This window comes from Vibrio sp. A1-b2, assembly GCF_021726015.1.
Classification (GTDB): Bacteria; Pseudomonadota; Gammaproteobacteria; order Enterobacterales; family Vibrionaceae; genus Vibrio; species Vibrio diazotrophicus.
In genome coordinates this window covers 335,984-358,167 of the sequence record NZ_JAKKCI010000001.1, presented here as the reverse complement: position 1 = coordinate 358,167, position 22,184 = coordinate 335,984, and the positions used below count along the sequence as shown (strand labels likewise).

The following is a 22,184-nucleotide window of genomic DNA, read 5'->3' as shown; positions in this document are numbered from 1 at the left end:
TTGTGAAGATGATCGCCAAAAGGGTAGGCAAGAATGACAAAAACAAGGGTAGAATCACGATATATAAATCGAAGAATGCAGATAAGTTTGCAATCAATCCCAATTTGTTCTTAGTAGGGTACTTTATGGCAAGTTTGCACGACGTCGCTAGATTATCTGGTGTATCGAAATCTACGGTATCTCGTGTTATTAACAACGAGTATGGCGTTAAAGAATCAACGAAAATCAAGGTGTTACAGGCTGTCAAAGAGTGCGGTTACGTAGTCAATCAGGTCGCAAAAGACTTAAAATCACAGAAGACTAATTTGGTGGGTGTGATTGTTCCCCGTGTAAGCTCACACGCCACAGCACAAGGTGTTGACGGTTTAACGGCCATTTTTGAACAAGCGGGAAAACACGTCTTGTTGGCCAATACTCATCAGGTTCACGAAAAAGAACTTGAATATATTCAAATATTTAACCAGAAACGTGTGGAAGGAATTATTTTCTACGCGACACATTTAGATGCGCCATTGGTTAAAGCGATCCAGAATTCCAATGTACCTGTAGTACTCATCGGTCAAGACGGCTCTCTTTATAACATTCCAAGCGTGGTCCATGACGATACGCGGGTTGGTTTTGAAGCGGGAAATCGTTTAGTCGCGGCAGGATGCAAACGCATCGGTTTTATAGGCGTGCAAACAGACGACATTGCTGTTGATATCCAGCGCTCGCAAGGCTTGGAGCAAGCTTTAAGTTTTAACCAGTTGTCTCTGTTGTTCCATGCTCACGGGGATTTTTCTATTGAATCTGGTTATAGACTAGCTAAGCAACAGCTAAAAGCATTTCCGGATATGGACGGGCTGTTTTGTGCCACCGACAGGATCGCTCTCGGAGCTATTCGAGCTTTGCTAGAGCAAGGTGTTGAAGTGGGCAAACAAATTAAAGTACTCGGTGTGGGTAACGATGAGCTTTCTTCTGTCAGTACACCCAGCTTATCAACCTTTAATTATGCCTTTGATAAAGCGGGAGAAAATGCTGCGAAAATGCTGTTAGAGCGTATTGCAGGCAAAGGATTGGAGATGAGTAAAGTCGTACTCACTTTCCAAAATATAGACCGCGAAACCTGCTAGATTCCTTCCTCAATAATGGCTGGGCTTTGTGCCCAGCTTCACACTAACCAGACTCTTTTTTTATCTATCCGCTTAAATACTTGCTAATTGAGCGGTTGTTTTATATTTTGAGAACGTTCCCGAAATAATTTACAGAAAACTCTTATTTTCGTTTTCGCTAGAATTTAATTAGGTAAGACTATGTCTCTACAATTCCTTATCGAACTCGCTGGTGGTGTTGATAACATCGTACGTATTTTGGCTCCCGAAGGACGGGTGGTTGTTGCCGTTAAAGATGCTCAAAAAGCATTGCCCTGTCCAGATTCTGTGCAAGCAGAGTCGGTGTTAGGCGAATGGCAGTTATCTATGCCTAGAAGCAGCGCCGTTAGTGATGAGGATTTGGCTTCCTTAGGTCGTTTGATTGCCGAGAAGCAAATAGCATCAGCAAAAGAACATCTGCAACCTACGACCTGCAGTTATCGCCCACAATGGCACATCTCCCCACCACAAGGTCTGTTAAATGATCCTAACGGTTTTGTTTACCACAATGGTGAATACTATCTGTTCTATCAGTGGTATCCCTATGCTTGTGAGCATAAAGACAAATACTGGGTTCTTTTAAAAAGCCGCGATTTGGTGAATTGGAATTGGCAATCCATTGCTCTCACACCTTCAGACTGGTTTGATAGCCATGGTGTGTTCTCGGGTCATGCAGTAAGCCATGAAGGTGAGTTATTGCTTTTCTATACTGGTAACACACGTTTAGGCCATGATCGTCAGAGACAAACGATGCAATGTGTCGCACGCTTAAACGAAGACAATACGGCGGAGAAACTGGGGCCTGTGATTCGCACCTTACCTGCTGGTGTTACTGAACACTTCCGCGACCCCAAAATACTCTATCGCCAAAATAAGTGGCATATGCTGCTAGGCGCGCAAACTACCGATCTGCAAGGTCGTTTAGCTGTATATCATTCAAATGACTTAATGAACTGGGATTTTGATTCCCTCTATGGTGATGAACTTGAACCTTTTGGCTACATGTGGGAATGCCCAGATATGTTTGAGCTGAACGGTGATCTGTTTTTTGTGTTTGGGCCACAAGGGATTAAATCCGAGAATCCGAATCATACTATTGAGCACCAAAATCGCATTTATCATGTTGAGCAGGATGGTGAAGGAAAAATTCATTTCCTTGAAGGTTGGCAACTGGATGCGGGTTTTGATTTCTATGCGCCTCAAAGCATGGAAACAGAAGACGGAAGAAGAGTTATGGTCGGTTGGATGGGGTTACCCGATGAAGTTAACCAGCCAAGTTGTGACCATGGCTGGATACACCAACTCACCGCATTAAGAGAGCTAAAATGGGAGAATGGCAAGATTGTCCAAACTCCAATTCGCGAGCTTGCGGAGCTTAGAGAGTCAGTATCAAGTTTGGAGCTGGGAATCAGTCCTGTCGATGCACAAACCAAAAGCTTTGAGCTTAACGTTGAACTGCCTTGGGGAAGTGCTCTTACACTGATGTCTGACGACAATTATGGTGTGAAGTTGCAGCTTGATACAGATAAACGTGTACTTCGTTTCGACCGAAGCCAAACTCAAATTCGAGAAGGTGATGTCATTCGTGAGCTGCCGTTAGATAGTGACAAAGCGGTACATTTGCAGATACTGGCCGATAACTCATCGTTGGAAGTGTTTATCAACCATGGTGAACATGTGATGACGGGCAGGGTCTTTACGCCAGAGTCAGCAACACAAATTATTTTAGAAGGAGCGAACGTCAGTGCTGAGTTTGCACCTTTGAAATCGGTCGTGGAATCGACATTTGCTCCTGCTGTCTAGCTGAGAGTAGATAAAGAGAAACTAAAGCCCGATAAACGAAAGCCACCTAGTAATAGGTGGCTTTGTTGTATTTAAAAACGCTTATTTTAAATGCTTACTCAAGGAACGCTTTCAACGCTTGTTGATTTGGTAAAGCCGTCATTGCGCCCTTCTGTGTGGTTGCTAAGGCACCACAGCCGTGAGCACATTCGACAGCAAGAGCAATGTTCTCTGCTTTTTGCCAGTCTGGCGTTTGAGAAAGCTGGTACAACAATCCACCGACAAAGGCATCACCAGCACCCGTGGTATCAACGGGTTTCACTACTTTCCCGCTGATTAATGTCTGGCTTTCCTTAGTCACGACAAGTGCACCTTTAGCGCCTTGAGTGATGATTACCAGAGGAATCTCCAACGCTTTAATGGCATTCAAACCTTGTTCGATGGAGTCGGTCTCTGTGAGCAGGGTAAGTTCTTCTTCTGAAAACTTAACCACATCAGCGTTCGCTACTGCACGCATCACTGTTGCAACCATCTCTTGTGGTTTCTGCCAGACTTCTGGACGAAGGTTAGGGTCAAAGCTAAAGCTTCCGCCAGCCTTTTTGATTCGTTCAATTGCTTCGAAAGTACTGCTTCGGCTAGGCTCATTTGCCAGAGCAATTGAGCATACATGCAGCCAGTCACCCTGTTTGAAGTTTGGAATATCACTGGTTTGCAGAAATTGGTCCGCGCTCGGTTTCACCATGAAAGTGAAGCTGCGTTCGCCACTGTCATCCAGATCGACCACCACTGTAGACGTGCGCTGGTCGTTATCCAAGATAAGATAGCGGCTATCCACTTGTTCTTGTGAAAGCGTCTGGTTCATAAATCTTCCCAGCGGGTCATTTCCCACTCTGCCAAAGAACGCACTTTGACCGCCAAGACGCGCTATCGCCACTGCTACGTTTGCCGGAGCTCCGCCTGGGCATTTGAGATAATGGTTTTCCCCATCAGGAATTAAATCAACGACAGCGTCGCCTGTTACCCACACAGTATTCATTGTGTCTCTCCATCGAATCTTACTTTCAAATGCGGCTAGTATAATTCAGTTTTCGGTAACGTTCCCGAAATTGATTTAATTATCCAATCCCGTTAACAATTTTTATTGAAGTATAGAGGTGGAGATAAAAAAGCCGCCCTTATCTTACCAATAAGGGCGGCTTAAAAAATCGTTGTTGAAGCTTAAACGGATTGCTAACGCTTAATCAGCAATTCGTTTGAAGATAATCGAGGTGTTAATACCGCCGAAAGCGAAGTTGTTGCTCATCAGGTAATCGATTTGCATTTCACGACCAGAGCCAGTGATGTAATCAAGATCGCCACACTCTGGGTCAAGGTTATTAAGGTTAAGGGTAGGGTTAAACCAACCTGTATGCATCATCTCTAAGCCCAGCCAAGCTTCCACCGCACCACATGCACCTAAAGTATGACCAAAGTAGCTCTTTAGGGAACTGATTGGCACTCTGCCTACGGCTTTTTCTGTAGCATTGCTTTCGGCAATGTCTCCACGATCCGTCGCCGTACCATGGGCGGACACATAACCAATTTTATCCGGAGAGAGATTCGCGTTTTTCAGCGCCTGCTCCATACAAATCTGCATGGTTTCCATTTGAGGCTGTGTAACGTGCGCCGCATCGCAGTTACTGGCAAAACCAACGATTTCTGCATAGATTTTGGCACCACGAGCTTTGGCATGTTCATACTCTTCTAAAACCAGTGTGCCAGCACCTTCACCAATCACCAGACCATCACGATCTTTATCGTATGGGCTAGGCGTGGTTTTTGGTGCATCGTTTTTCAGGCTGGTTGCAAACAAGGTATCGAATACCGCTGACTCTGTAGGGCAAAGCTCTTCACCGCCGCCAGCGACCATTATGGTCTGATATCCATGTTTGATCGCTTCATAGGCATAACCAATCGCTTGGCTTCCTGAAGTACAAGCACTGCTAGTCGGAATTACACGACCACGAAGGCCGAAAAACAGACCTACGTTGACTGCTGTGGTGTGCGGCATCATTTGCACATAAGTCGTTGCGGTAATCGCTCTGGTGGTCTTTTCATTCAGCATCACGCCGAATGCACCAACAGCGTCTGTACTACCTGTTGAAGATCCGTAAGCGATACCTGTCTGGCCGTTAGTAAGTACTTCATTACCGATTAAGCCAGCTTGAATCAGTGCATTCTCTGTCGCGACTGTTGCGAGCATAGAAACGCGTCCCATACCTCGTACTTGCTTTCGCTTATAGTGTTTCGGTAATTCAAAATCAGTGACCGGTGCAGCCAGTTTTGTATTCAGTCCGTCATATTGTTCATACGAGGGCATGTATTGGGTGGCGTTTTCGCAAGCGCGTAAACGAGGTTCGATACTTTCCCAGTCGTTACCAAACGCAGTAACACCGGACATACCGGTTACAACAACTCTGCGGTTCATACGAGACCTCCGTTTACAGAAATAACTTGGCGAGTGACATACCCAGCGATATCAGACATTAAATAACTAACCAGACCTGCCACTTCTTCTGGTTCACCCATACGACGCAACGGAACAAGCGGCAGTGCATGTTCTTTCACATGCTCATCGACCATGCCAGTATCAATTAAACCCGGAGCAACACAGTTCACCGTGATTTTGCGTTTTGCCAGCTCTAAAGCCAGTGACTTCGTTGCGCCAATCACGCCCGCTTTTGCTGCACTGTAGTTGGTTTGGCCACGGTTACCCGCAATGCCGGACACTGACGCTAAAGTGACAATTCGTCCACCTTTACGCAGTTGAACCATCGGCATCACACAAGGGTGCAGCACATTGTAGAAGCTGTCGAGGTTGGTATGGATAACGCCGTCCCACTCTTCTTCTGTCATTGCAGGGAAAGCAGTATCACGAGTGATACCCGCATTGTTAACAACACCGTAGTAAGCGCCGTGTTGTTCAATATCCGCTTCAATCTGGCTTCTACATTCAGCACGGTTACTAATATCAAATCTGATCAATCGGCCAGAACCGCCATTTTCGACAATCGTATCAAGTGTTGCTTGGGCACCATTCTGGTCTCCCATGTAATGAACGACGACGTTGAAGCCATCTTTACCTAGCTGAATAGCAATTGCTTTGCCTATTCCCTTACTGGCACCAGTGACGAGAACTTGTCGGGTCATACATGACTCCTAATTTTCATTTCTTGTAATTTTTCTTGTGTAGGAACATAAACGTTCAGTTGGCACTGAGCAATTGTATTCCCTTGGTATTCTATACGGCCAGAGAAAACAGCCATTCCGTTATCTTCCATCACTTGGTCTGCGAAGATATCCAGAGTCTGACCTAGGGTGAATTGGTCACACTCTGTGGCGTAGCGGCGGCTGCCTAATAAAAATCCGATAGGAGGCTCTTGCCCTTTTTGTAATGCTTGATAGCCAGACCAAGCCGCGATGGATTGCGCCATAAATTCAATGCCAACATAAGCTGGTACTGTATTGGTTTCGGGATTGAAGAACATAAGATGTTTATCAATATCCACCTGACTATGGATGGATGTCGCCCCGATAGACAAAGCGCGGTCAACCAAAATCATTGGATTATCATGAGGCAACAGTGTTGCGATTGCAGGTAGTTCAGTCATGGGGATATCCAAAAATTAAGCTGATGTTGTTGCCACCAAAAGCAAAAGAGTTACTGAGAATGGCTTTGCCACCCAAAAATTGCTCGCTTTCTACCAGTAAAATTTCAATATCGTCTGCTTTGTTTGCACAGCGCTGCATAGGCAGTGGTAGATGATGACGCAAAATGTGCCAAGCGATAGCGGCTTCAGTCGCACTTGCAGCACCAAGGGTGTGACCGGTTAAAGACTTGGTTGAACTGACGGGTACGTTGTTACCAAAGACACGGTAAATGGCTTTGCTTTCCATGCTGTCATTCAGTGGGGTCGCTGTGCCATGGGCGTTGATGTAACCGATATCTTCTGGTGTAAGACTGGCATCTTCAAGCGCTTTTTGCATGGCTTGTTCTGCACCGTTACCTTCTGGATGAGGCGCAGAAATGTGGTGTGCATCAGAGCTGTCACCTGCACCCAACAATGCGACATCACTTGGTTCTGTGCCCAACAACATAAATGCCGCCGATTCACCAATATTAATGCCTGAACGGTCTGCGCTAAATGGTTGGCAAAGCTGATTCGACAGAGCTTCTAAGCCATTAAATCCATTCAGTGTCAGTTTACAGATGGAATCGACACCACCAACCAATACAGCGTCAACAATGCCTGCCTGTAGCAGACGTTTTGCGCTGATAAAAACGCGGCCACTGGAAGAGCAAGCGGTTGAAATCGAGTAACTAGGACCGGTGATCTTGAAGTAATCCGCAACAAAATGAGCACTGTCACCTAACTCTTGCTTGGTGTAGTGATAGTTTTCTGGGAATGCTCCTTGAGCGATTTTTTGCCCATAGGCGATTTCACCATCAGAAATGCCAGAGGTACTGGTACCGACAATGACGGCAATACGGTCAGCACCGTATTGCTGAATAGCATTTTCAACGCTGGATTTGATTTGCAAGAGAGCAGATAAAGCGAGCTGATTATTACGTGTCGCATATTTTGACAAAGGCTGAGGAATTTTTGGTAGCGCCTCAGTAACTCGCCCAATCACCGTGGGCGTATGGGTGTTGAGAATCTCATTGTCTATGAGCATGCCTTTTGACTGCCCGGATTGTAGTGCTTGATGAATAGCGACCGTTTCACTCCCTAGCGCAGAGTGAAAACCACAATCATGAATAAACACTGGAAATGAAGTTGAAGAATTCATCTAGGTTTTTCTACTGTTCTGAAGTTGTTAATTTAGCTTGATGACTTAATGTCTGGATCGTGATCGAATAGTCCAATGGCTTATTTAAAAACTGAATATCACCATCGAGTGGTGTTTTTCCAGCATAGCTAATGATCAGTACGGGTTCTCCAGCTTCGTTTTTTATAATGCGTTGATGTGGGGCATCAATGATTGACCACCTTACCTTATTTAACGGTGCTTCCCAAGCACTTCGAGGCCATAGGGTGATCATCAGATTAAATAGTACTTGTTCCGGTTTCGGAAGGGTATTTTCTAGGCCGCTTAACACTTGGGTGGAAATATTTTCACCATTGTAATCCAATGACAGCAATCGAGTTCCCCATGAAGAAAATCCCGCTAGCACGATATGCTGGTCATCGATTTGTAACTGCACTGGTAACTGTTGAGTTTGCGTATTGCCTTGTTCATCTTGCCACTGTGCTGAGATCAACTGAGTGGCGTTAAGAGACTGTCCCAGCTCACTGGGTAAGGGAAGTTCTACCCATATATCCTGACCGATTTCCACTTGTGTCGAAGAGGTGTGAGGTTGCAAACTACAGCCACTGAGCCACAAGCAAGCAAAGAGTGTTGTTAACCATTTCATTGGATTTTTTGCCTTTTTATTGCAAGTGGAGAAAGCAGCCAAGCGACAAAAATGCCGCTTAATGTCGTTAAGCCGAAACTGTGAATCGCGTGGGTTTCACTTAGTGACAGCAAGCCAAATGAAAGTAGGGTGGTCATAGCTGACAGAGTAATCGCCAGTAAAGTGCTCCGACTCTGTGCCTGTTCGGCAAAAAACAAGGTGTAGTCAATACCAATACCGACGACAAGCACCAACGCCAACAAGTTAAACAAGTTAAGTGTTGAACCGGTTAATGTGGTAACCGCAATGCCGACTAAGCAGGCAACCATACATGGGAAGACAATTCGTATTGTATGGGCAGCACCATAACGTTTAACCAGCAGCAAAGATATGCCGATCAAAGCTGCCGCTAACAGCTCCATCACTTTAGTTCGGTATTCTCCAAACAAGGCTGAGATTTCTCCTGCTTTATCCAAGTAACTGATATCAGCCCGTTGGCTGGTAAAAGCGGTGATTTCATCTGAGTTACTCACATCTCTTAGCATGATGACAGACGCAACGCTTTCTCCAATTTTACCTAGATAAAGGAACTGAACCGGTTCTGAAACGTTTTGATTGAGGTAGTCCGCTAAACTGACCGGAATCATGGGCTCAGTGAGCGTTGGCTGAGCCGACAACTTTAAAGACTCAGAGAGTGAGGGACCATAATTCTGATAGAGCTTGCTAACCAGTTGATAGTCGGATTTTTGTCTCGCAATTGATGGCAAATACTGATTGAGACTTTGATAGCCGCTGATTGTTTGCTGCCGCTTCCATTGAGCAAGTGTGCGGTCTAGCTGTTCAAGTTTTATAAGTAGTTGTTCATCGCCCTCTGCACGCACAACCAGCATCTGCTGTGAAGATTTCACACCAGAGACTTGATTAATCAGCTCTTCCTGCTGCTTTAGTTCTTTAGGCATGGCTTGAAGCTGACGAATGTCATCGTCGTAGTTCACTTGCGTTAATTGAACTGCACTGAAAATCATTAACGCCAGAGGTAGAGACGTTCTGACACTGCGTTTTTGCCATTGTGCTAACCACCAACGCCATAACATCTCGCCGGGTAAGGGACGATTTGCTGTCGCTTTGCGTGCAAGGATAGGATACCAAGCGACAACAGTAGCGTAGGCCGCGATTAAACCGATGGCTGAGAATAGCGCCAGTTGCTGCAAACCGGGAAATGGAGCAATTAATAAACCTAAGTAGCCAATTAAGCTGGTAATCAAACCAAGAGTAATCGCAGTGAAGATATGTTTAAGCCCTTGGATGCTATCCCATTTGTCTTGTGCTGCTAGGCGGTCAGTCAGATAGTGAAACGCGTAGTCGATAGAAACACCGATCAAGCTCGCGCCAAATACCAAACTGAACAGATGCACTTTGCCGAAGATGGCGGTGGTCGCAACAAGTGCAACTAAAAGCCCAACGCTGATAGAGAGCAGTGCTAATAACAGCGGCGCGGCACTGCGAAAGACAAACAGGACAATGACGACAACGCCGAGTAGGGAGAACAAACCAATGGTGCTGATTTCCGATTTCGCACTTTGAGTACCAAAGTCGGCATAAAACAACACACCAGTGTGTGCGCTATCCACATCGTATTGTGCTTTTAGCGTCTGCTCTAAGCTCTTCAATTTAGGCACAACTTGCTGTGCAGACATACTGTAAGGTGAATCCGCCAACGTTGCTGTTATCAGCACATAAGTATCGTTTTGAAATTGCGTCGTGAGGAAACCTTGTTGAATCTGAAATTGCGTTGTCAGCTGGTTTAAGTGACTTAAGTAATCACGAAACAGCAAAAACGGATCATTGCTTAGTTCTGAACCGGTAACGCCGGAAAAAGGGTTATAAATGGTTTGAATCACTTTCTGAACTTGCTGTTCTGGAGCGAGTTCAAGACGAGAACGCTGTTCGTCGGTTAAAAACTGAAAACGATGGGAGAAGTAGTAACGGCTCCAAGCATTTTGTTTTTGTTGGTCAATTTTGCCGGTAACTTGGGAAAATGCGTTCAGGCTTGAGAGTGAATTTTGCAAACTCTCAGCAGCGCCGAACAATTGCTGATCGTTATTGCCTTTGAGGACAAACACCACCTTGTCACTAACACTACTGGTGACTCTATCAAACGCCACTTGAGCTAACGGATCTTGTCGGCTTTGAGGAAGCAGCTTCATGATGTCCGTTTCAATGGGTACCGATGAGCTAAAGCCCCACTGTTTCAACAGTAGGGCGCAGCTTAGTACCACCAAAACAAGCCAGATTATCGCCAGCTTGGAATGACTAAAACTGGAACTGAGCTTGTTCAGCATCCGTTAAATTCTCAGGTTGGTGAGTTTGATTGGTGAAGGTGATTTCAGTTTTGTCGCCTCTTACTTCTTGCAGAACCAACGAATCAATATTTTGATTGCCTTGCAAAACGATCGATTTGAACACCGCATTCAGTGGCGCTTCTTTTGGTGTCAGTACTAACTGCCAGTGTTCACTTTGAGGAGCAAACTGCAGATCAAACTGACTCTGAAGTTGTTCTGTGTCGCCATGGAATACGGACAAAAAGATTTTGCTGAAGTAAAACGCCATCGGGTTTTCTTTGGCGTTAATCACCTGTGCAGGCTGATTGGCGAAAGTTTGGCGTAGTTTGTCCTGTGTCAGCACCAAGTTGACAGGAAACGGTGTGTGTTGCTGCCACAGTAAGCCGTGTTGTTTTTCAAGCAGAAATGAGCCTTCCGATACCAAAGGCTGTTCAAACATGGCTAAGGTGCGGCTTTGAGTAAAATCACCACGAATAATCGGAGATTGTTGAAGCTGAGCTTGCAAGGAGGCTAAATCCGTTACTTGAGCTAAAACACCAGTAGTAGCAATTAAGCTTAAACAAACAGACATAGTGATGTTTTTAAACACCTTAATCATTGCAAGCATTCTCCGGTTTGGTGCCAATGTTCAACTTTATCTAAGAACAGTTTTGGTGAGACAAAACACATTTCTTGCTCAGCGATGCTGACCGCAACTTGAGTGGTATGTGCCTTACACATTCTTTGACCTGTCTGTGCATCAAAAATTACGTAATCAATGCGCAGACGGTTTTCCCATTCGGTCAGCTTGGCGTTGATGCGGATTTCATGGTTAAACGGAATCGCTTTGACATATTTTACGCGAGTATCAATAACAGGCCACATGTGGCCTGATTCACTCATCGCTATGTAACCGTAAGCGATTTTATCTAGTAATACACGTCGTGCTTCTTCGAAATAGCGGAAGTAGTTACCGTGATAAATTACGCCCATAGGATCGGCATCTTGAAACGAAGTGGTGACTGTCACTTCGGTTTCTAATGGGAAATTAATGTTCTCCATTAACACTCCTAGTACAGCTTCCAGTGCTGGGTTTGAATGCGTTCAATACACAAACGTAGCTCTGCTTCTAACGGGCGATCTTCTACCACAAACTTAAAGTCCTGCTGAACATTAGCAACGATTTGATTCACGCTGGCACTCATATGACGCTCATCGATCTCATTATGGCGCTTGCGCAGCTCAATGGCTTGAACGGAGGCAAGTAGAGAAGCCGCCGCCACTTGTTCAGTCAATTGCAATACGCGTAAGCAGTCGCGAGCGGCGATTGTACCCATGCTGACTTTATCTTGGTTGTGACACTCCGTTGAGCGCGAGAATACGCTTGCAGGCATGGTGTGTTTCAATGCTTCTGCTGTCCAAGCTGAAATGCCAATTTGTACCGCTTTGAAGCCGTGGTTGATCGGTTTACGTTCGCCTTCTGCGCCAGTTAAGTTAAACGGCAGACCGTTGTTGAACTTGTAATCCATCAACTGTGCCATTTGACGATCCAGCAAGTCAGCTAGGTTTGCAACACAGGTTTTGAGTGTGTCCATCGCCATTGCAATGTGACCGCCATAGAAGTGGCCACCGTGCAGTACGCGCTCGTTGTCACCATCAATGATCGGGTTGTCATTCGCGCTGTTTAGTTCATTTTCGATAAGCTGGCGCAACCAAGGTAAGGCGTCTTGTACTGTACCAATGACATGCGGAGCACAGCGCAGTGAGTAGCGATCTTGTAAGCGGTCACTATTACGAGGTGGACGCTCTGCTTGTAGATCGGCTCTTAACCAAGCCGCAATTTGTTGCTGACCTGGGTGAGGCTTCACCGCAAATAGCGCTTCATCAAAATGGAAGTCGTTTCCTTGCATACCAATTGAAACAAGAGCCGTAATTTTAGTGCATAACTGAGCCAGATACTCAGCACGCTGATAAGCCAAACAGGCTAGGGCAGTCATCACTGAAGTGCCATTCATTAAAGCTAAGCCTTCTTTTGGCTTTAGTTTAATTGGCGTCAAGCCAAGTTCTGCGAACACCTCTTGAGTGGAACGAATTTCACCTTTGTAGAGCACTTCGCGTTCGCCAATCAAGGTCGCGGCTACGTATGAAAGAGGGGTTAAGTCACCACTTGCGCCCACAGAACCTTCTTGCGGAATACGTGGGGCAATATCGTGATTAATCAGGTTGATAATTTGATTGAGCACATCGTGAGACACGCCTGATACACCCTGTGAGAGTGAGCATAAGCGAGTTGCTAATACAGCGCGTGATTGTTGGTGAGTAAGTACTTCGCCCAAACCGCAGCCATGAAAACGGGTCAGGTGCAGAGGCAGTTCCTCAACCAAATTAGGTGGAATGGCGACAGTACAAGAATCACCATAACCAGTGGTTACGCCGTAAATGACACCTTCTTCTTTAAGTAGGCGTTCTAAAAAGGCTACGCCTCGGTCAATCTTCGCGGTAAATTCAGCTGAAGAGTTAATAGAGGCTGAAGCGCCTTGTGCGATTGAAACAACGTCCTCAATGGTCAGACGCTCAGCGCCGAATAAAATATTATTGTCGTTTGTCTTCGTCATTGTTTTTACTTAATTCCCAGAAGTTGAAGAAGTTGTACCACTGTAATGGTGCTTTCATTGTGTAGTGTTGCAAGCGATCTGCGTATTGTTGAACCACTTGGCGCAAAGATTCCTGCCTTGTTGCGCGAGGCAGTTTGATACCGTCACTAAAATGCTCGAAGTAGACGTCAAAATGTGGATGTTTACTTTGGTCGTCGCGCAGTCCAAAAATAAGGTATACAGGAGCCTCTAAGACAGAGGCCAGCATAAATGGCCCTTGAGGAAACGGTGCAGGCTTGCCAAGAAAATCCGCCCAAACAACTCGGCTTTCTACGCTGGTGGAAGTTCGGTCTCCCACGATTACCACCCACTCGCCACGCTCTATCATTTGCTGAAGCATAATCGCAGTATCAGGCCCAATTTTGCTGACTTGTATCAGGTTGAGTTCTGAATTCGGGTTGACCGTTTTCATAACGGTGTTAAAACGTTCGGCATGCTCTGTGAACACCAAAGCATTGATCTTAAGATGAGTGTGACGTCGGCTTAGCGCGCGACACAGTTCGATATTGCCTAAATGAGAGCCTAACAGTAGCAGGCCGTGTTTTCGCTCAACCAGTGATGTGAGTTGCTCTTGACCATGGATGGTTAGATTGTTGACATTGAAATCGCCTCGCCATGCCGCCAGTTTGTCGAGCATAGTTTCACCGAACGACAACAAATGGTTATAGCTGGTTAGGTTTTTGGCTACAGGCAACTGTTGTTGTTCGGCAAAGTTTTTTACCTGAGTAATAAACTGCTCTGATGATGTCTTCGCCTGTTTACCGGTGAGGTGGTAATAGCCCATCACCAACTTTAAAATGGCGCGAAAAACCTTTCTACCCAATAGCTTGTAGATCGCCATCAGCACTTTAATACCCAGTACGGTTCCGCGCTCTTGGCGTTTTGACCAGTGTGTTTCAGTTCCTTGCGTTTTTCTGCGCATCAGTAACTTAGGAATGCGCGGCAACATACCGAAAAACAGTCGTGTATGCATCCAACTGATTTTGACGTTATCCCAAAGTGAATCGAAGTGGGAAATACCATCTTCTGGATAAATTACACGGGTGTTGACGAATTTGAACTGCACGCCATTCCAGAACATACGGACAAAGATTTCTGTATCGAAATCCATGCGACTGCCGATGTCGTGATGATTAATGACGTCAATACTTTCTTTGACTGGATACGCCCGAAAACCACACATGCTGTCTTTAATTTCCAGCGAGAGTGTTTCAATCCAAACCCAGATGTGTGTGACATATCGGCCGTATAGTCGAGCTTTAGGTACACTTTTATCGTAAACAGGTTGTCCCGAAATCAAGTGATGAGGGTTATTCTTCGAGGTTTCGATAAGATTCGGCAATGCACTGATATCATGCTGACCGTCAGCGTCAATCTGAATTACATGACTGTAGCCGAGCCAATGTGCATGGCGTATACCCGCCACGACAGCACCACCTTTACCTTGGTTTTTAGGTAAGGTAATTAACGAAACATTAGCTCGTTTGGCGGCTTCGGAGAGAGCAAATTTGGTCTCTTTATTGCTGCCATCGTCCACCAGGAATACGGGAAGATCGAAACCAGCTATTGAGTCTAGAACACCAGCTACGGTTCCACCGTGGTTGTAACAGGGAATCAAAAAGCACGGGCGGTAATCAAGCTTACTCACTGGCATCTCCCAGTTTCATTTTGCCTGATGAATGTGTCACCACGTCACCATCTCTATGAGATTGGTAACTGAACGCCAGTTTTTGTTTGCTCTCATCCCAAGTTAAGCTCAGGGATACTTCTGCATTGGGCAAGATGGGTTCTTGGAACTTAATCACTTCCATGCCTTTAAAATGCATAGGCGTGTTTAAATATTGACGCGCGTAAAAGATCGCCCAATCAATTTGGGTGACACCGGGCAGTAGGGGAAAGTGATTGAAATGCCCCTTAAAATCTTCGATATCTTGGTCTACTTTAATAGTCAGCAGCACATGGTGTTCTGTTTGCTCGTAAGCCAGTAACGTTGGTTTTCTTTTAGCCATCATATAATCGGCGTTTTCTTCGTTTTTATTGGAATAATTTTTCAAGCTCGGCGACTTGGCGCTTACCTTGACTGTTTAATGGGATCTCTTTTACCACTCTAAAACTGCGTGGTACAGCAATTGGTTCAAGCCAACGTCTCAGTTCATTGCGTAGCAGCAACCAAAACTTGCCCTTTCCAAGTTCAGCAAGCTTTGTTTTACCACTCTCAGTCAGCACTATTGCTGTGGCTAAAATCAATCGCTCAGCCTGCTGCATCGGAATAACAGCACACTCTTGAACGTAGTCTAACTGGTCAACGCGTTTTTCTACTTCTACCAGTGACACTCGCTTCTCTTCAACTTTGATTATCCGATCCGTGCGACCTTTCAAAACAAACTGGTTTTCAGATACGAACTCACATTCATCAGCAGTTTGGTACCAGCCAGTTGGATCAATATGTGCAGAACGTAAGCGTAAGCAATTCTCATGATTTAACTCTACTTCCACTTTGGGAAACAGTGACCAAGGGGTTTGTTCTGTCATTTGCTGGCGATAAGCAATACCACCAGTTTCTGTACTGCCGAATACTTCTATTGGCCTATAGCTAAACAATTCCTCTGCATGGTTTGCTGCGGCAAAAGGCAGCGGCCCACCCGATGAAAAAATGCATCTCAGCTTTGTCGGTTTGTGTTCTTCGGTCAGGCGTTTTAGCAGTGCGGGGCTGCTGACTAAAACGGTATCCTGATTCGCATGATGAGTGATTTGTTCGGGAAACTCTAAACTGTGTCGGGCGAATGGATTACCTGCGCACAATGGCCACAGAACTCGGAATAACAAACCATAGATATGTTGATGAGAAACCGTACTTTCGATTCGGCTGTGAGGGATCTGCTCTCCCCACAGTGATTGTAGGATTTCAACTTCAACACTAAGCTGATCTAGGGTCTTATGAATGGCTTTAGGTGTGCCGCTTGAACCAGAAGTAAACAAAATGAGTCGAATGCTTTCTGGAGAAAGAGCAGCAAAAACGAACGGGCTACTATTGTGGCCTGTAGTTATAAGCTGTGTCACGGTATTGCGTAATGGTGTTATAGCGTCATCGCACAATAATAGATCAAACTGTGAACTCAGCTCTTCCAGAGCTCCCGGTTGATAATTACCCGGCAAAATGATGGTTTTCCCAGCATGGAATAGTGCAAGCAACCCGACCGTAAACAAATAACTATCGCGAGCACAAAGTGCGACGTTTTGTTGTGGTGTTTGATGAAGCAATTGAGTGTAATGACTCACATCGGCGACAAATTGTGCCCATGTAATATCACCCTCAGAACCAAACGCTACGACGGTATTTTCACGTTTTTCTAGTAACAGATGGGAGAGAGAACTAAATGCAGTACCGCGATATGTCATTAAATGCTAATCCTTGCGAAGAAATTGGCGTACCACCCACTCGATGGCAAACAATAGACCAATCAGGAGGTAGCTAATCAGACCGTTATATAAGGTCCAAACTTCAATCGGTAAGAAACAGGTGTATAACGCTGTAATTCCGTTGAACAAGAAAAACAGACACCAAACTTGAGTGACCTTCCGCGTGTAATTAACACCACTTTGCGGGAGTTCAGGCTCCTGTAATCTGGCAAGTCTTTCTATAATGGTTTGTGGTTGCTTTAAACTGCTTGCGAAAACCATCAACATGCAAGCATTTACAGCGACGGGATAAAACAGCAGCCAGCCTTTACTACGGAATAGAATACCCAAAACAATTAAAGTGATCCCGATAAGACCACTTATAATTGCTAACTGTTTGAATTCTTTAAGTTTGGTTCGACTTGCTGTGAAAATGCGTAATACAAAGAATACAGCGAGCGTTGCCCCTAAAATACTCAGACCGAACTTATCTATGCCGTAGTAAATTGCAAATGGATACGCGAGCAGAACAATTGCAGACAAACCTGTCAGCAAGTGACGCATCAGGCTTCCTTAAGCAGTTCTACTACTGATTCAACCACGTCATCGACAGTACGTACCATTTTAAACTCTTCTGGCTTGATTTTTTTGCCAGTCACGTTTTGCAGGTGAACCACGAGGTCAACAGCGTCAATACTATCTAAATCAAGATCTTGATATAGATGAGCTTCAGGTTGAATGTCGGCTTCATCGATTTCGAAAAGTTCAACCAGAGCATCTTTTACTTGGTCAAAAACCTGTTGCTTGTTTAAATCTGTCATAATCGTTTTCTACAAATTAGTTGCTAGTTTGAGATGAAATATACGCTGCTAGGTTAGCCACAGATGCGAAATGTTGGCGCGTATTTGAATCATCAGCATCGATTACGATGTTATATTTCTTTTTAATTGCCAAGCCAAGCTCAAGAGCATCAATAGAGTCTAGTCCTAGCCCATCCCCGAATAATGGCGCCTCTGTTTCAATTTCATCAATTGAGATGTCTTCAAGGTTTAATGCGTCGATAATCAACTGCTTAATTTCTTTGTGTAGTACTTCCACGGGAACCTACTTATTTATTATTGATAGATGGAAAAATAGCTTCAGCAAGATAGCTGTTCAGCCTTCTTGCTGCTGAAGTTGGGTTGTTAGTTTGCTCTATAAAGGGCATTACCTCAACTTTATCCTTAACTTCTACATGGAAAAAAGGCTTGGTATCCGGAACTTGATACCATTTTTTTTCTTTTGTGAGAAAGCTAGGAGAAACGGAAATATGTATTATGCGCAAGTCTCTTTGTGTGCGAATGGCTATTTGAGCCGCTCCACGCTGAAGTTTTGACGCGACCCCCGGTGTAGTACGGGTTCCTTCTGGGAAAACGAGTAGAACGTTCTCACGTTCAAATCGCTCTTCACACAGATCGAGTAGATCATCCGGCGTTTGGTTTGGAATATAACCCGCCGCTTTGACAATATGCTTCATAAATGGATTTGACCAAATGGCCGCTTTTACTAAGCAGTCACACTGCTTGAGTTGTGAAGCGACTAATACATAATCAATCAGGCTTGGATGGTTAGCGACAACAAGACAGTTCTTATCGTTGGCTAAGATCTCGGCCCCATCGATTCGGTAATCAATGGCTCCAGTGAACTTCATTAAGCGACAGAAAAAATTAAACGTAATGCGAATGACGTTTTGTACTCGATATTCACGCTGAATCGTATTTGGTGTTGTCAGTCGAATTAAAGGAATAATGATAAAACTGAGTGTTAAACCGCCTAAACCAAAAATTGCGAAACAGAGTCCAGTAGCAAAAATTCGCCAATATTTATTTACAGCATTCATGCTTGCTGCCATTCCCATGAAGTTCTTTCACCTTCAATTATCCAGTGAGGTTGTTTGCATAAATAGTGTGTCAAAAAGCTAAGCGCTTGAGGTAGGGTGCTGATAGTATCCATTTTTTCACATTGTGCAACTTGCCACGTATTACCAGCGGACAAAATCAAGCCCAATGCATATCCTTTGAACTGCTTATCTTCGTATTCAGAATAATCGTCAGGTAGGGGTTCATCAAAATCGACCAGCAATACCTTGGCGTTGGGATATTGCTTGAGATAGATCCAAGCTTCGATTAATGCACTGTGAAAAGTGTTGTCACCAGCAGCTATAGAAGTCACTGGAATAGCTTGTTTTGTTGCAATGGTTGATAAACCTGCCGCTGTGTTGTGTACCGACTGAGAAAAATTCATGGGAGAAGCTTCTTCACCAGCAAGAATATTCTTAATTATTTCAGCACTGCGACGTAGTTCACCATGACGACTTGAAAATACCAAGTAATCGATAGATTCTTCTTGCAGAAGATGGATAGCCGTTTGCACCGCTAGTTTACTTAACGGGCTCATGCGGCGTCGCATCATTGGGGGGATTAGACCAGATTCGATGGTTTCATCTTCTGGCCATTGATGAGTTTGGGACCACTGCTGCCAATCTGGCAGGCCATTGATACCCAGACTGTTTGCTGACCAAGTATCGATATTAAATGAGATTAAATGCAACTGATTTGACATAACGTATTGATTTGTTGTTGAGCACATTAAATACTATGCTCGTTTATTAATATTCCCCAATCAAAGCAAGGAAATGCAATGAAAGCAATAAAATACACGATTTCGATTCTATTAGTTGTTCTTTTAGCAGGCTGCGGGCGAGTTCAACCAATCATGAACGTAGAGAATACTCCTGTTGCTTATAATCTTCAAAGTGACGAAGTGAAAGCTGCCATTGTTGTTGCTGCAACCAATAGAGGTTGGATAATTTCAAACAGCACTCCAACTGAATTAACTGCCAAACTTATGTCTCGAGATCATAGCGCGGAAGTTCGTATTCCTTATAGTGAAAAATATTATTCCATCATCTATGTCGGTTCTGTGAATTTGAAAGCGGGTGGCGGTAATATTCACCGTAATTACAATCGCTGGGTTAATAATCTGAACGTTGATATTCAGAAACAATTGGCTAGAGCGTCAGTAAAATAGTTTCAAAATAATATAATTAGGCTTTTTCGTGTTTGTACAAAAACAAGACCCTTATAACGCTCTAGAAGCGAAAACTGAGGCGCAAAAGTTATCTTTTGCGCCGATTATTTTTCAAACCGCACGTACATTACGTGATTTAGGTATTTTGACGGAATTGGATAAAGCGGGTTCGCAAGGCGCGAGCGCTGAATCTCTTTCCAAAGCGACGGGTGTATCTGAGTACGGTGTCAAAGTCCTTCTTGATATGGCAATTAGCGCCCACATTGTGTTGTGGGAAAAGCCAAATTACATATTGGCGAATCTTGGGCATTTCATCCTTCATGACGGAATGACTCAAGCAAATATGGATTTCACTGCGGATGTTTGTTACGCCGCTATGATGCATTTAACCGAGTCGATTACTGAAGGTAAACCCGCTGGTCTTAAAGAGCTGGGCGAATGGGAAACCATTTACCAAGGGCTTTCTCGTTTGCCAGAAAAAGCAAAACAGAGCTGGTTCCAGTTCGACCATTTTTACTCAGATCGCTCATTTCCTATTCTTCTTGAACATGTATTTGCTTCGAAGCCTAAAACTCTGGTTGATATTGGTGGCAACACGGGTAAATGGGCAATGCAATGCTGTCACTATGACAAAGATGTTGAAGTAACGATCGTTGACCTTCCTCAGCAGCTCGAAATGGCACTGAAAAATGCCGAAGAAAATGGTTTTTCGAAGCGTATAAAGGGTTATCCCGCCAACATGTTGGATAAGAGCCAAGCTTTGCCAGAGCAGGCTGATGTATGGTGGATGAGCCAGTTTTTAGACTGTTTCTCACCAATGGAAATTCTAAGTATTCTGCAAAGAGTCAAACAGCAGCTAAAACCAGATTCAAAAGTGTATATTTTGGAGCTATTCTGGGACGCCCAGAAATATGATGCGGCTTCTTATAGCTTGAACGCCACCTCGCTTTATTTTACCTGTCTGGCAAATGGTAACAGCCGTTTTTATCGCAGTGATGATTTCCTAGAGATCATTGACGCGGCTGGTTTAGAAGTAGTGGAGCGTACAGACCACATTGGTCTGGGGCATACGCTATTAGAACTAAAAGCCAAGTAAAAATAATATTCAGAGAATAATTGTAATGGATATACAGCAACGTCAAGTCGTTATTATTGGCGCGGGGCCGTCAGGTTCGACGGCCGCAGCTTTGCTTAACAAGCAAGGTATCGATGTTTTAGTGCTAGAGAAAATGCAGTTTCCTCGTTTCTCCATAGGAGAGAGCCTACTGCCAGCGTGCATGGAGACCGTTCAGGCCGCTGGTATGCTGCAGGCTGTGGAAGAAGCCGGGTTTCAGTTTAAAAACGGTGCGGCTTTTAGGAAAAATGGTGTCTATACCGAGTTTGACTTTTGCAATAAGTTTACGCCGGGGCCAGGTACTACCTTTCAGGTCCAAAGAGCAAGCTTCGATAAAGTTCTTGCTGATAGTGCTCAAAGCCAAGGTGTTGAAATTCGCTACCAGCATGAAGTGAAAAGCATAGAGTTTTATGGGTCGAATTCTCTGCTTACGGTAGAGGATGAGCTAGGAAATAGTTATCAACTTCAAACCTCTTACGTGTTAGACGCCAGCGGATTCGGCCGAGTGTTGCCGAGACTTTTAAATCTTGAAGAACCTTCTTGTCTACCCGCACGCAAAGCCATTTTTACCCACACCATTGATCATATAGATGCAGATAAACATCTCTATGACAGAAATAAAATTCTTATTTCGGTTCATCCTAAACATGCTGATGTTTGGTATTGGCTCATTCCATTCTCAAATGGTGTTTGTTCCATTGGTGTGGTTGCAACACCCGAGTTTTTTGAAGGTTATCCTGAAGACAAAATCGAAGCGATAAAGCAACTAGCTGGCGAAGAGCCACATCTGGCACTGCTACTTGAGAATGCAGAGTTTCCGAATGCAGCAGGTGAGCTGAAAGGCTATTCCGCCAACGTTAAACATTTGGCGACTCAACATTACGCTCTGTTGGGAAATGCTGGTGAGTTTCTTGACCCTGTGTTTTCTTCGGGTGTCACGATAGCGATGAAATCAGCACAATTGGCTGTTGAGTGTGTTGTTCGCCAAATAAAAGGCGAAAGTGTTGATTGGCAAAACGACTACGAAATACCGCTGATGATTGGTGTGAATGCCTTTAGAACCTATGTTGAAGGGTGGTATGACGGTACACTTCAAGATGTTATCTACTATGAAAATCCAAACTCAAGAATCAAACAGATGATTTGCTCAATATTGGCTGGTTACGCATGGGATACCAATAATCCTTATGTGAAGGACTCGAAACGCCGCTTAACCAGTTTGGCCGAGCTTATCCGAAGTTCCTAAATACTCAGCAAAAGAGCGCAAGTAGTTGCAGTCTC

The 22,184-nt window shown here is 44.6% G+C and carries 23 protein-coding genes; 5 read left to right on the top strand and 18 right to left on the bottom strand.

The window, feature by feature from the left end; genetic code table 11:
* The first annotated feature begins 125 nt into the window (after positions 1-125).
* Positions 126-1,112: a LacI family DNA-binding transcriptional regulator gene (locus tag L3V23_RS01590; RefSeq protein ID WP_102967897.1), complete on the top strand. Its 987-nt coding sequence runs from the start codon at positions 126-128 to the stop codon at positions 1,110-1,112.
* A 180-nt stretch (positions 1,113-1,292) separates the two neighbouring features.
* A complete protein-coding gene (locus L3V23_RS01585; protein ID WP_237291833.1) occupies positions 1,293-2,933 on the top strand; it encodes a glycoside hydrolase family 32 protein in 1,641 nt (546 codons plus the stop codon).
* A 94-nt stretch (positions 2,934-3,027) separates the two neighbouring features.
* Here L3V23_RS01585 and L3V23_RS01580 read toward each other — a convergent pair whose 3' ends face one another.
* From L3V23_RS01580 to L3V23_RS01495, 18 genes are all read right to left on the bottom strand, one after another.
* Positions 3,028-3,948 (bottom strand): aminoimidazole riboside kinase, encoded by a 921-nt coding sequence (locus tag L3V23_RS01580; RefSeq protein ID WP_102967895.1) that lies wholly within the window; start codon positions 3,946-3,948, stop codon positions 3,028-3,030.
* 201 nt (positions 3,949-4,149) lie between these two features.
* Positions 4,150-5,379: a beta-ketoacyl-ACP synthase gene (locus L3V23_RS01575; RefSeq protein WP_042481765.1), complete on the bottom strand. Its 1,230-nt coding sequence runs from the start codon at positions 5,377-5,379 to the stop codon at positions 4,150-4,152.
* Positions 5,376-6,101, bottom strand: coding sequence for a 3-ketoacyl-ACP reductase FabG2 (locus tag L3V23_RS01570; RefSeq protein WP_102986969.1), 726 nt, complete (start codon positions 6,099-6,101; stop codon positions 5,376-5,378). Before L3V23_RS01570 ends, L3V23_RS01575 begins: the two co-directional genes overlap by 4 nt.
* Positions 6,098-6,562, bottom strand: a complete 465-nt coding sequence (locus L3V23_RS01565) for a hotdog family protein (RefSeq protein WP_237291832.1) — start codon at positions 6,560-6,562, stop codon at positions 6,098-6,100. Before L3V23_RS01565 ends, L3V23_RS01570 begins: the two co-directional genes overlap by 4 nt.
* The gene (locus L3V23_RS01560) at positions 6,555-7,742 is read right to left on the bottom strand and encodes a beta-ketoacyl-[acyl-carrier-protein] synthase family protein (protein WP_237291831.1); all 1,188 of its coding nucleotides are present in this window, start codon (positions 7,740-7,742) and stop codon (positions 6,555-6,557) included. The genes L3V23_RS01565 and L3V23_RS01560 overlap by 8 nt, the downstream gene beginning before the upstream one ends.
* Positions 7,743-7,752: 10 nt before the next feature.
* Positions 7,753-8,367: a DUF3261 domain-containing protein gene (locus L3V23_RS01555; protein ID WP_237291830.1), complete on the bottom strand. Its 615-nt coding sequence runs from the start codon at positions 8,365-8,367 to the stop codon at positions 7,753-7,755.
* Entirely contained in the window at positions 8,364-10,688 is a 2,325-nt protein-coding gene (locus L3V23_RS01550; RefSeq protein ID WP_237291829.1) for an MMPL family transporter, read from the bottom strand. Before L3V23_RS01550 ends, L3V23_RS01555 begins: the two co-directional genes overlap by 4 nt.
* Positions 10,660-11,286, bottom strand: coding sequence for an outer membrane lipoprotein carrier protein LolA (locus L3V23_RS01545; protein ID WP_102963456.1), 627 nt, complete (start codon positions 11,284-11,286; stop codon positions 10,660-10,662). Before L3V23_RS01545 ends, L3V23_RS01550 begins: the two co-directional genes overlap by 29 nt.
* On the bottom strand, positions 11,283-11,729 hold the full coding sequence (locus L3V23_RS01540; protein WP_042481787.1) for an acyl-CoA thioesterase: 447 nt from the start codon (positions 11,727-11,729) through the stop codon (positions 11,283-11,285). The genes L3V23_RS01545 and L3V23_RS01540 overlap by 4 nt, the downstream gene beginning before the upstream one ends.
* Positions 11,730-11,737: 8 nt before the next feature.
* Entirely contained in the window at positions 11,738-13,282 is a 1,545-nt protein-coding gene (locus tag L3V23_RS01535) for an aromatic amino acid ammonia-lyase (RefSeq protein ID WP_237291828.1), read from the bottom strand.
* Positions 13,260-14,975, bottom strand: a complete 1,716-nt coding sequence (locus L3V23_RS01530; RefSeq protein ID WP_102966030.1) for a glycosyltransferase family 2 protein — start codon at positions 14,973-14,975, stop codon at positions 13,260-13,262. Before L3V23_RS01530 ends, L3V23_RS01535 begins: the two co-directional genes overlap by 23 nt.
* A complete protein-coding gene (locus L3V23_RS01525; RefSeq protein WP_081878667.1) occupies positions 14,962-15,330 on the bottom strand; it encodes a 3-hydroxyacyl-ACP dehydratase in 369 nt (122 codons plus the stop codon). Before L3V23_RS01525 ends, L3V23_RS01530 begins: the two co-directional genes overlap by 14 nt.
* Positions 15,331-15,355: 25 nt before the next feature.
* The gene (locus L3V23_RS01520) at positions 15,356-16,720 is read right to left on the bottom strand and encodes an AMP-binding protein (RefSeq protein ID WP_102966029.1); all 1,365 of its coding nucleotides are present in this window, start codon (positions 16,718-16,720) and stop codon (positions 15,356-15,358) included.
* A 6-nt stretch (positions 16,721-16,726) separates the two neighbouring features.
* Complete coding sequence (locus L3V23_RS01515) at positions 16,727-17,284, bottom strand: hypothetical protein (protein WP_102966028.1); 558 nt, start codon at positions 17,282-17,284, stop codon at positions 16,727-16,729.
* Positions 17,284-17,541, bottom strand: a complete 258-nt coding sequence (locus L3V23_RS01510; RefSeq protein WP_042481800.1) for an acyl carrier protein — start codon at positions 17,539-17,541, stop codon at positions 17,284-17,286. The genes L3V23_RS01515 and L3V23_RS01510 overlap by 1 nt, the downstream gene beginning before the upstream one ends.
* A 16-nt stretch (positions 17,542-17,557) precedes the next feature.
* Positions 17,558-17,818, bottom strand: a complete 261-nt coding sequence (locus L3V23_RS01505) for a phosphopantetheine-binding protein (protein ID WP_042481803.1) — start codon at positions 17,816-17,818, stop codon at positions 17,558-17,560.
* A 10-nt stretch (positions 17,819-17,828) separates the two neighbouring features.
* A complete protein-coding gene (locus L3V23_RS01500; protein WP_042481807.1) occupies positions 17,829-18,599 on the bottom strand; it encodes a lysophospholipid acyltransferase family protein in 771 nt (256 codons plus the stop codon).
* A complete protein-coding gene (locus L3V23_RS01495; RefSeq protein ID WP_102966075.1) occupies positions 18,596-19,321 on the bottom strand; it encodes a beta-ketoacyl synthase chain length factor in 726 nt (241 codons plus the stop codon). Before L3V23_RS01495 ends, L3V23_RS01500 begins: the two co-directional genes overlap by 4 nt.
* 78 nt (positions 19,322-19,399) lie before the next feature.
* Here L3V23_RS01495 and L3V23_RS01490 point away from each other — a divergent pair, with 78 nt between their 5' ends.
* Genes L3V23_RS01490 through L3V23_RS01480 form a run of 3 tightly spaced genes read left to right on the top strand, consistent with a single transcriptional unit; the run spans position 19,400 to position 22,149 of the window.
* Positions 19,400-19,789: a hypothetical protein gene (locus L3V23_RS01490; protein ID WP_042481810.1), complete on the top strand. Its 390-nt coding sequence runs from the start codon at positions 19,400-19,402 to the stop codon at positions 19,787-19,789.
* 28 nt (positions 19,790-19,817) lie between these two features.
* Positions 19,818-20,885, top strand: a complete 1,068-nt coding sequence (locus L3V23_RS01485) for a methyltransferase (protein WP_042481812.1) — start codon at positions 19,818-19,820, stop codon at positions 20,883-20,885.
* Between the two features lie 25 nt (positions 20,886-20,910).
* A complete protein-coding gene (locus tag L3V23_RS01480; protein ID WP_102966027.1) occupies positions 20,911-22,149 on the top strand; it encodes an NAD(P)/FAD-dependent oxidoreductase in 1,239 nt (412 codons plus the stop codon).
* Positions 22,150-22,184 lie beyond the last annotated feature (35 nt).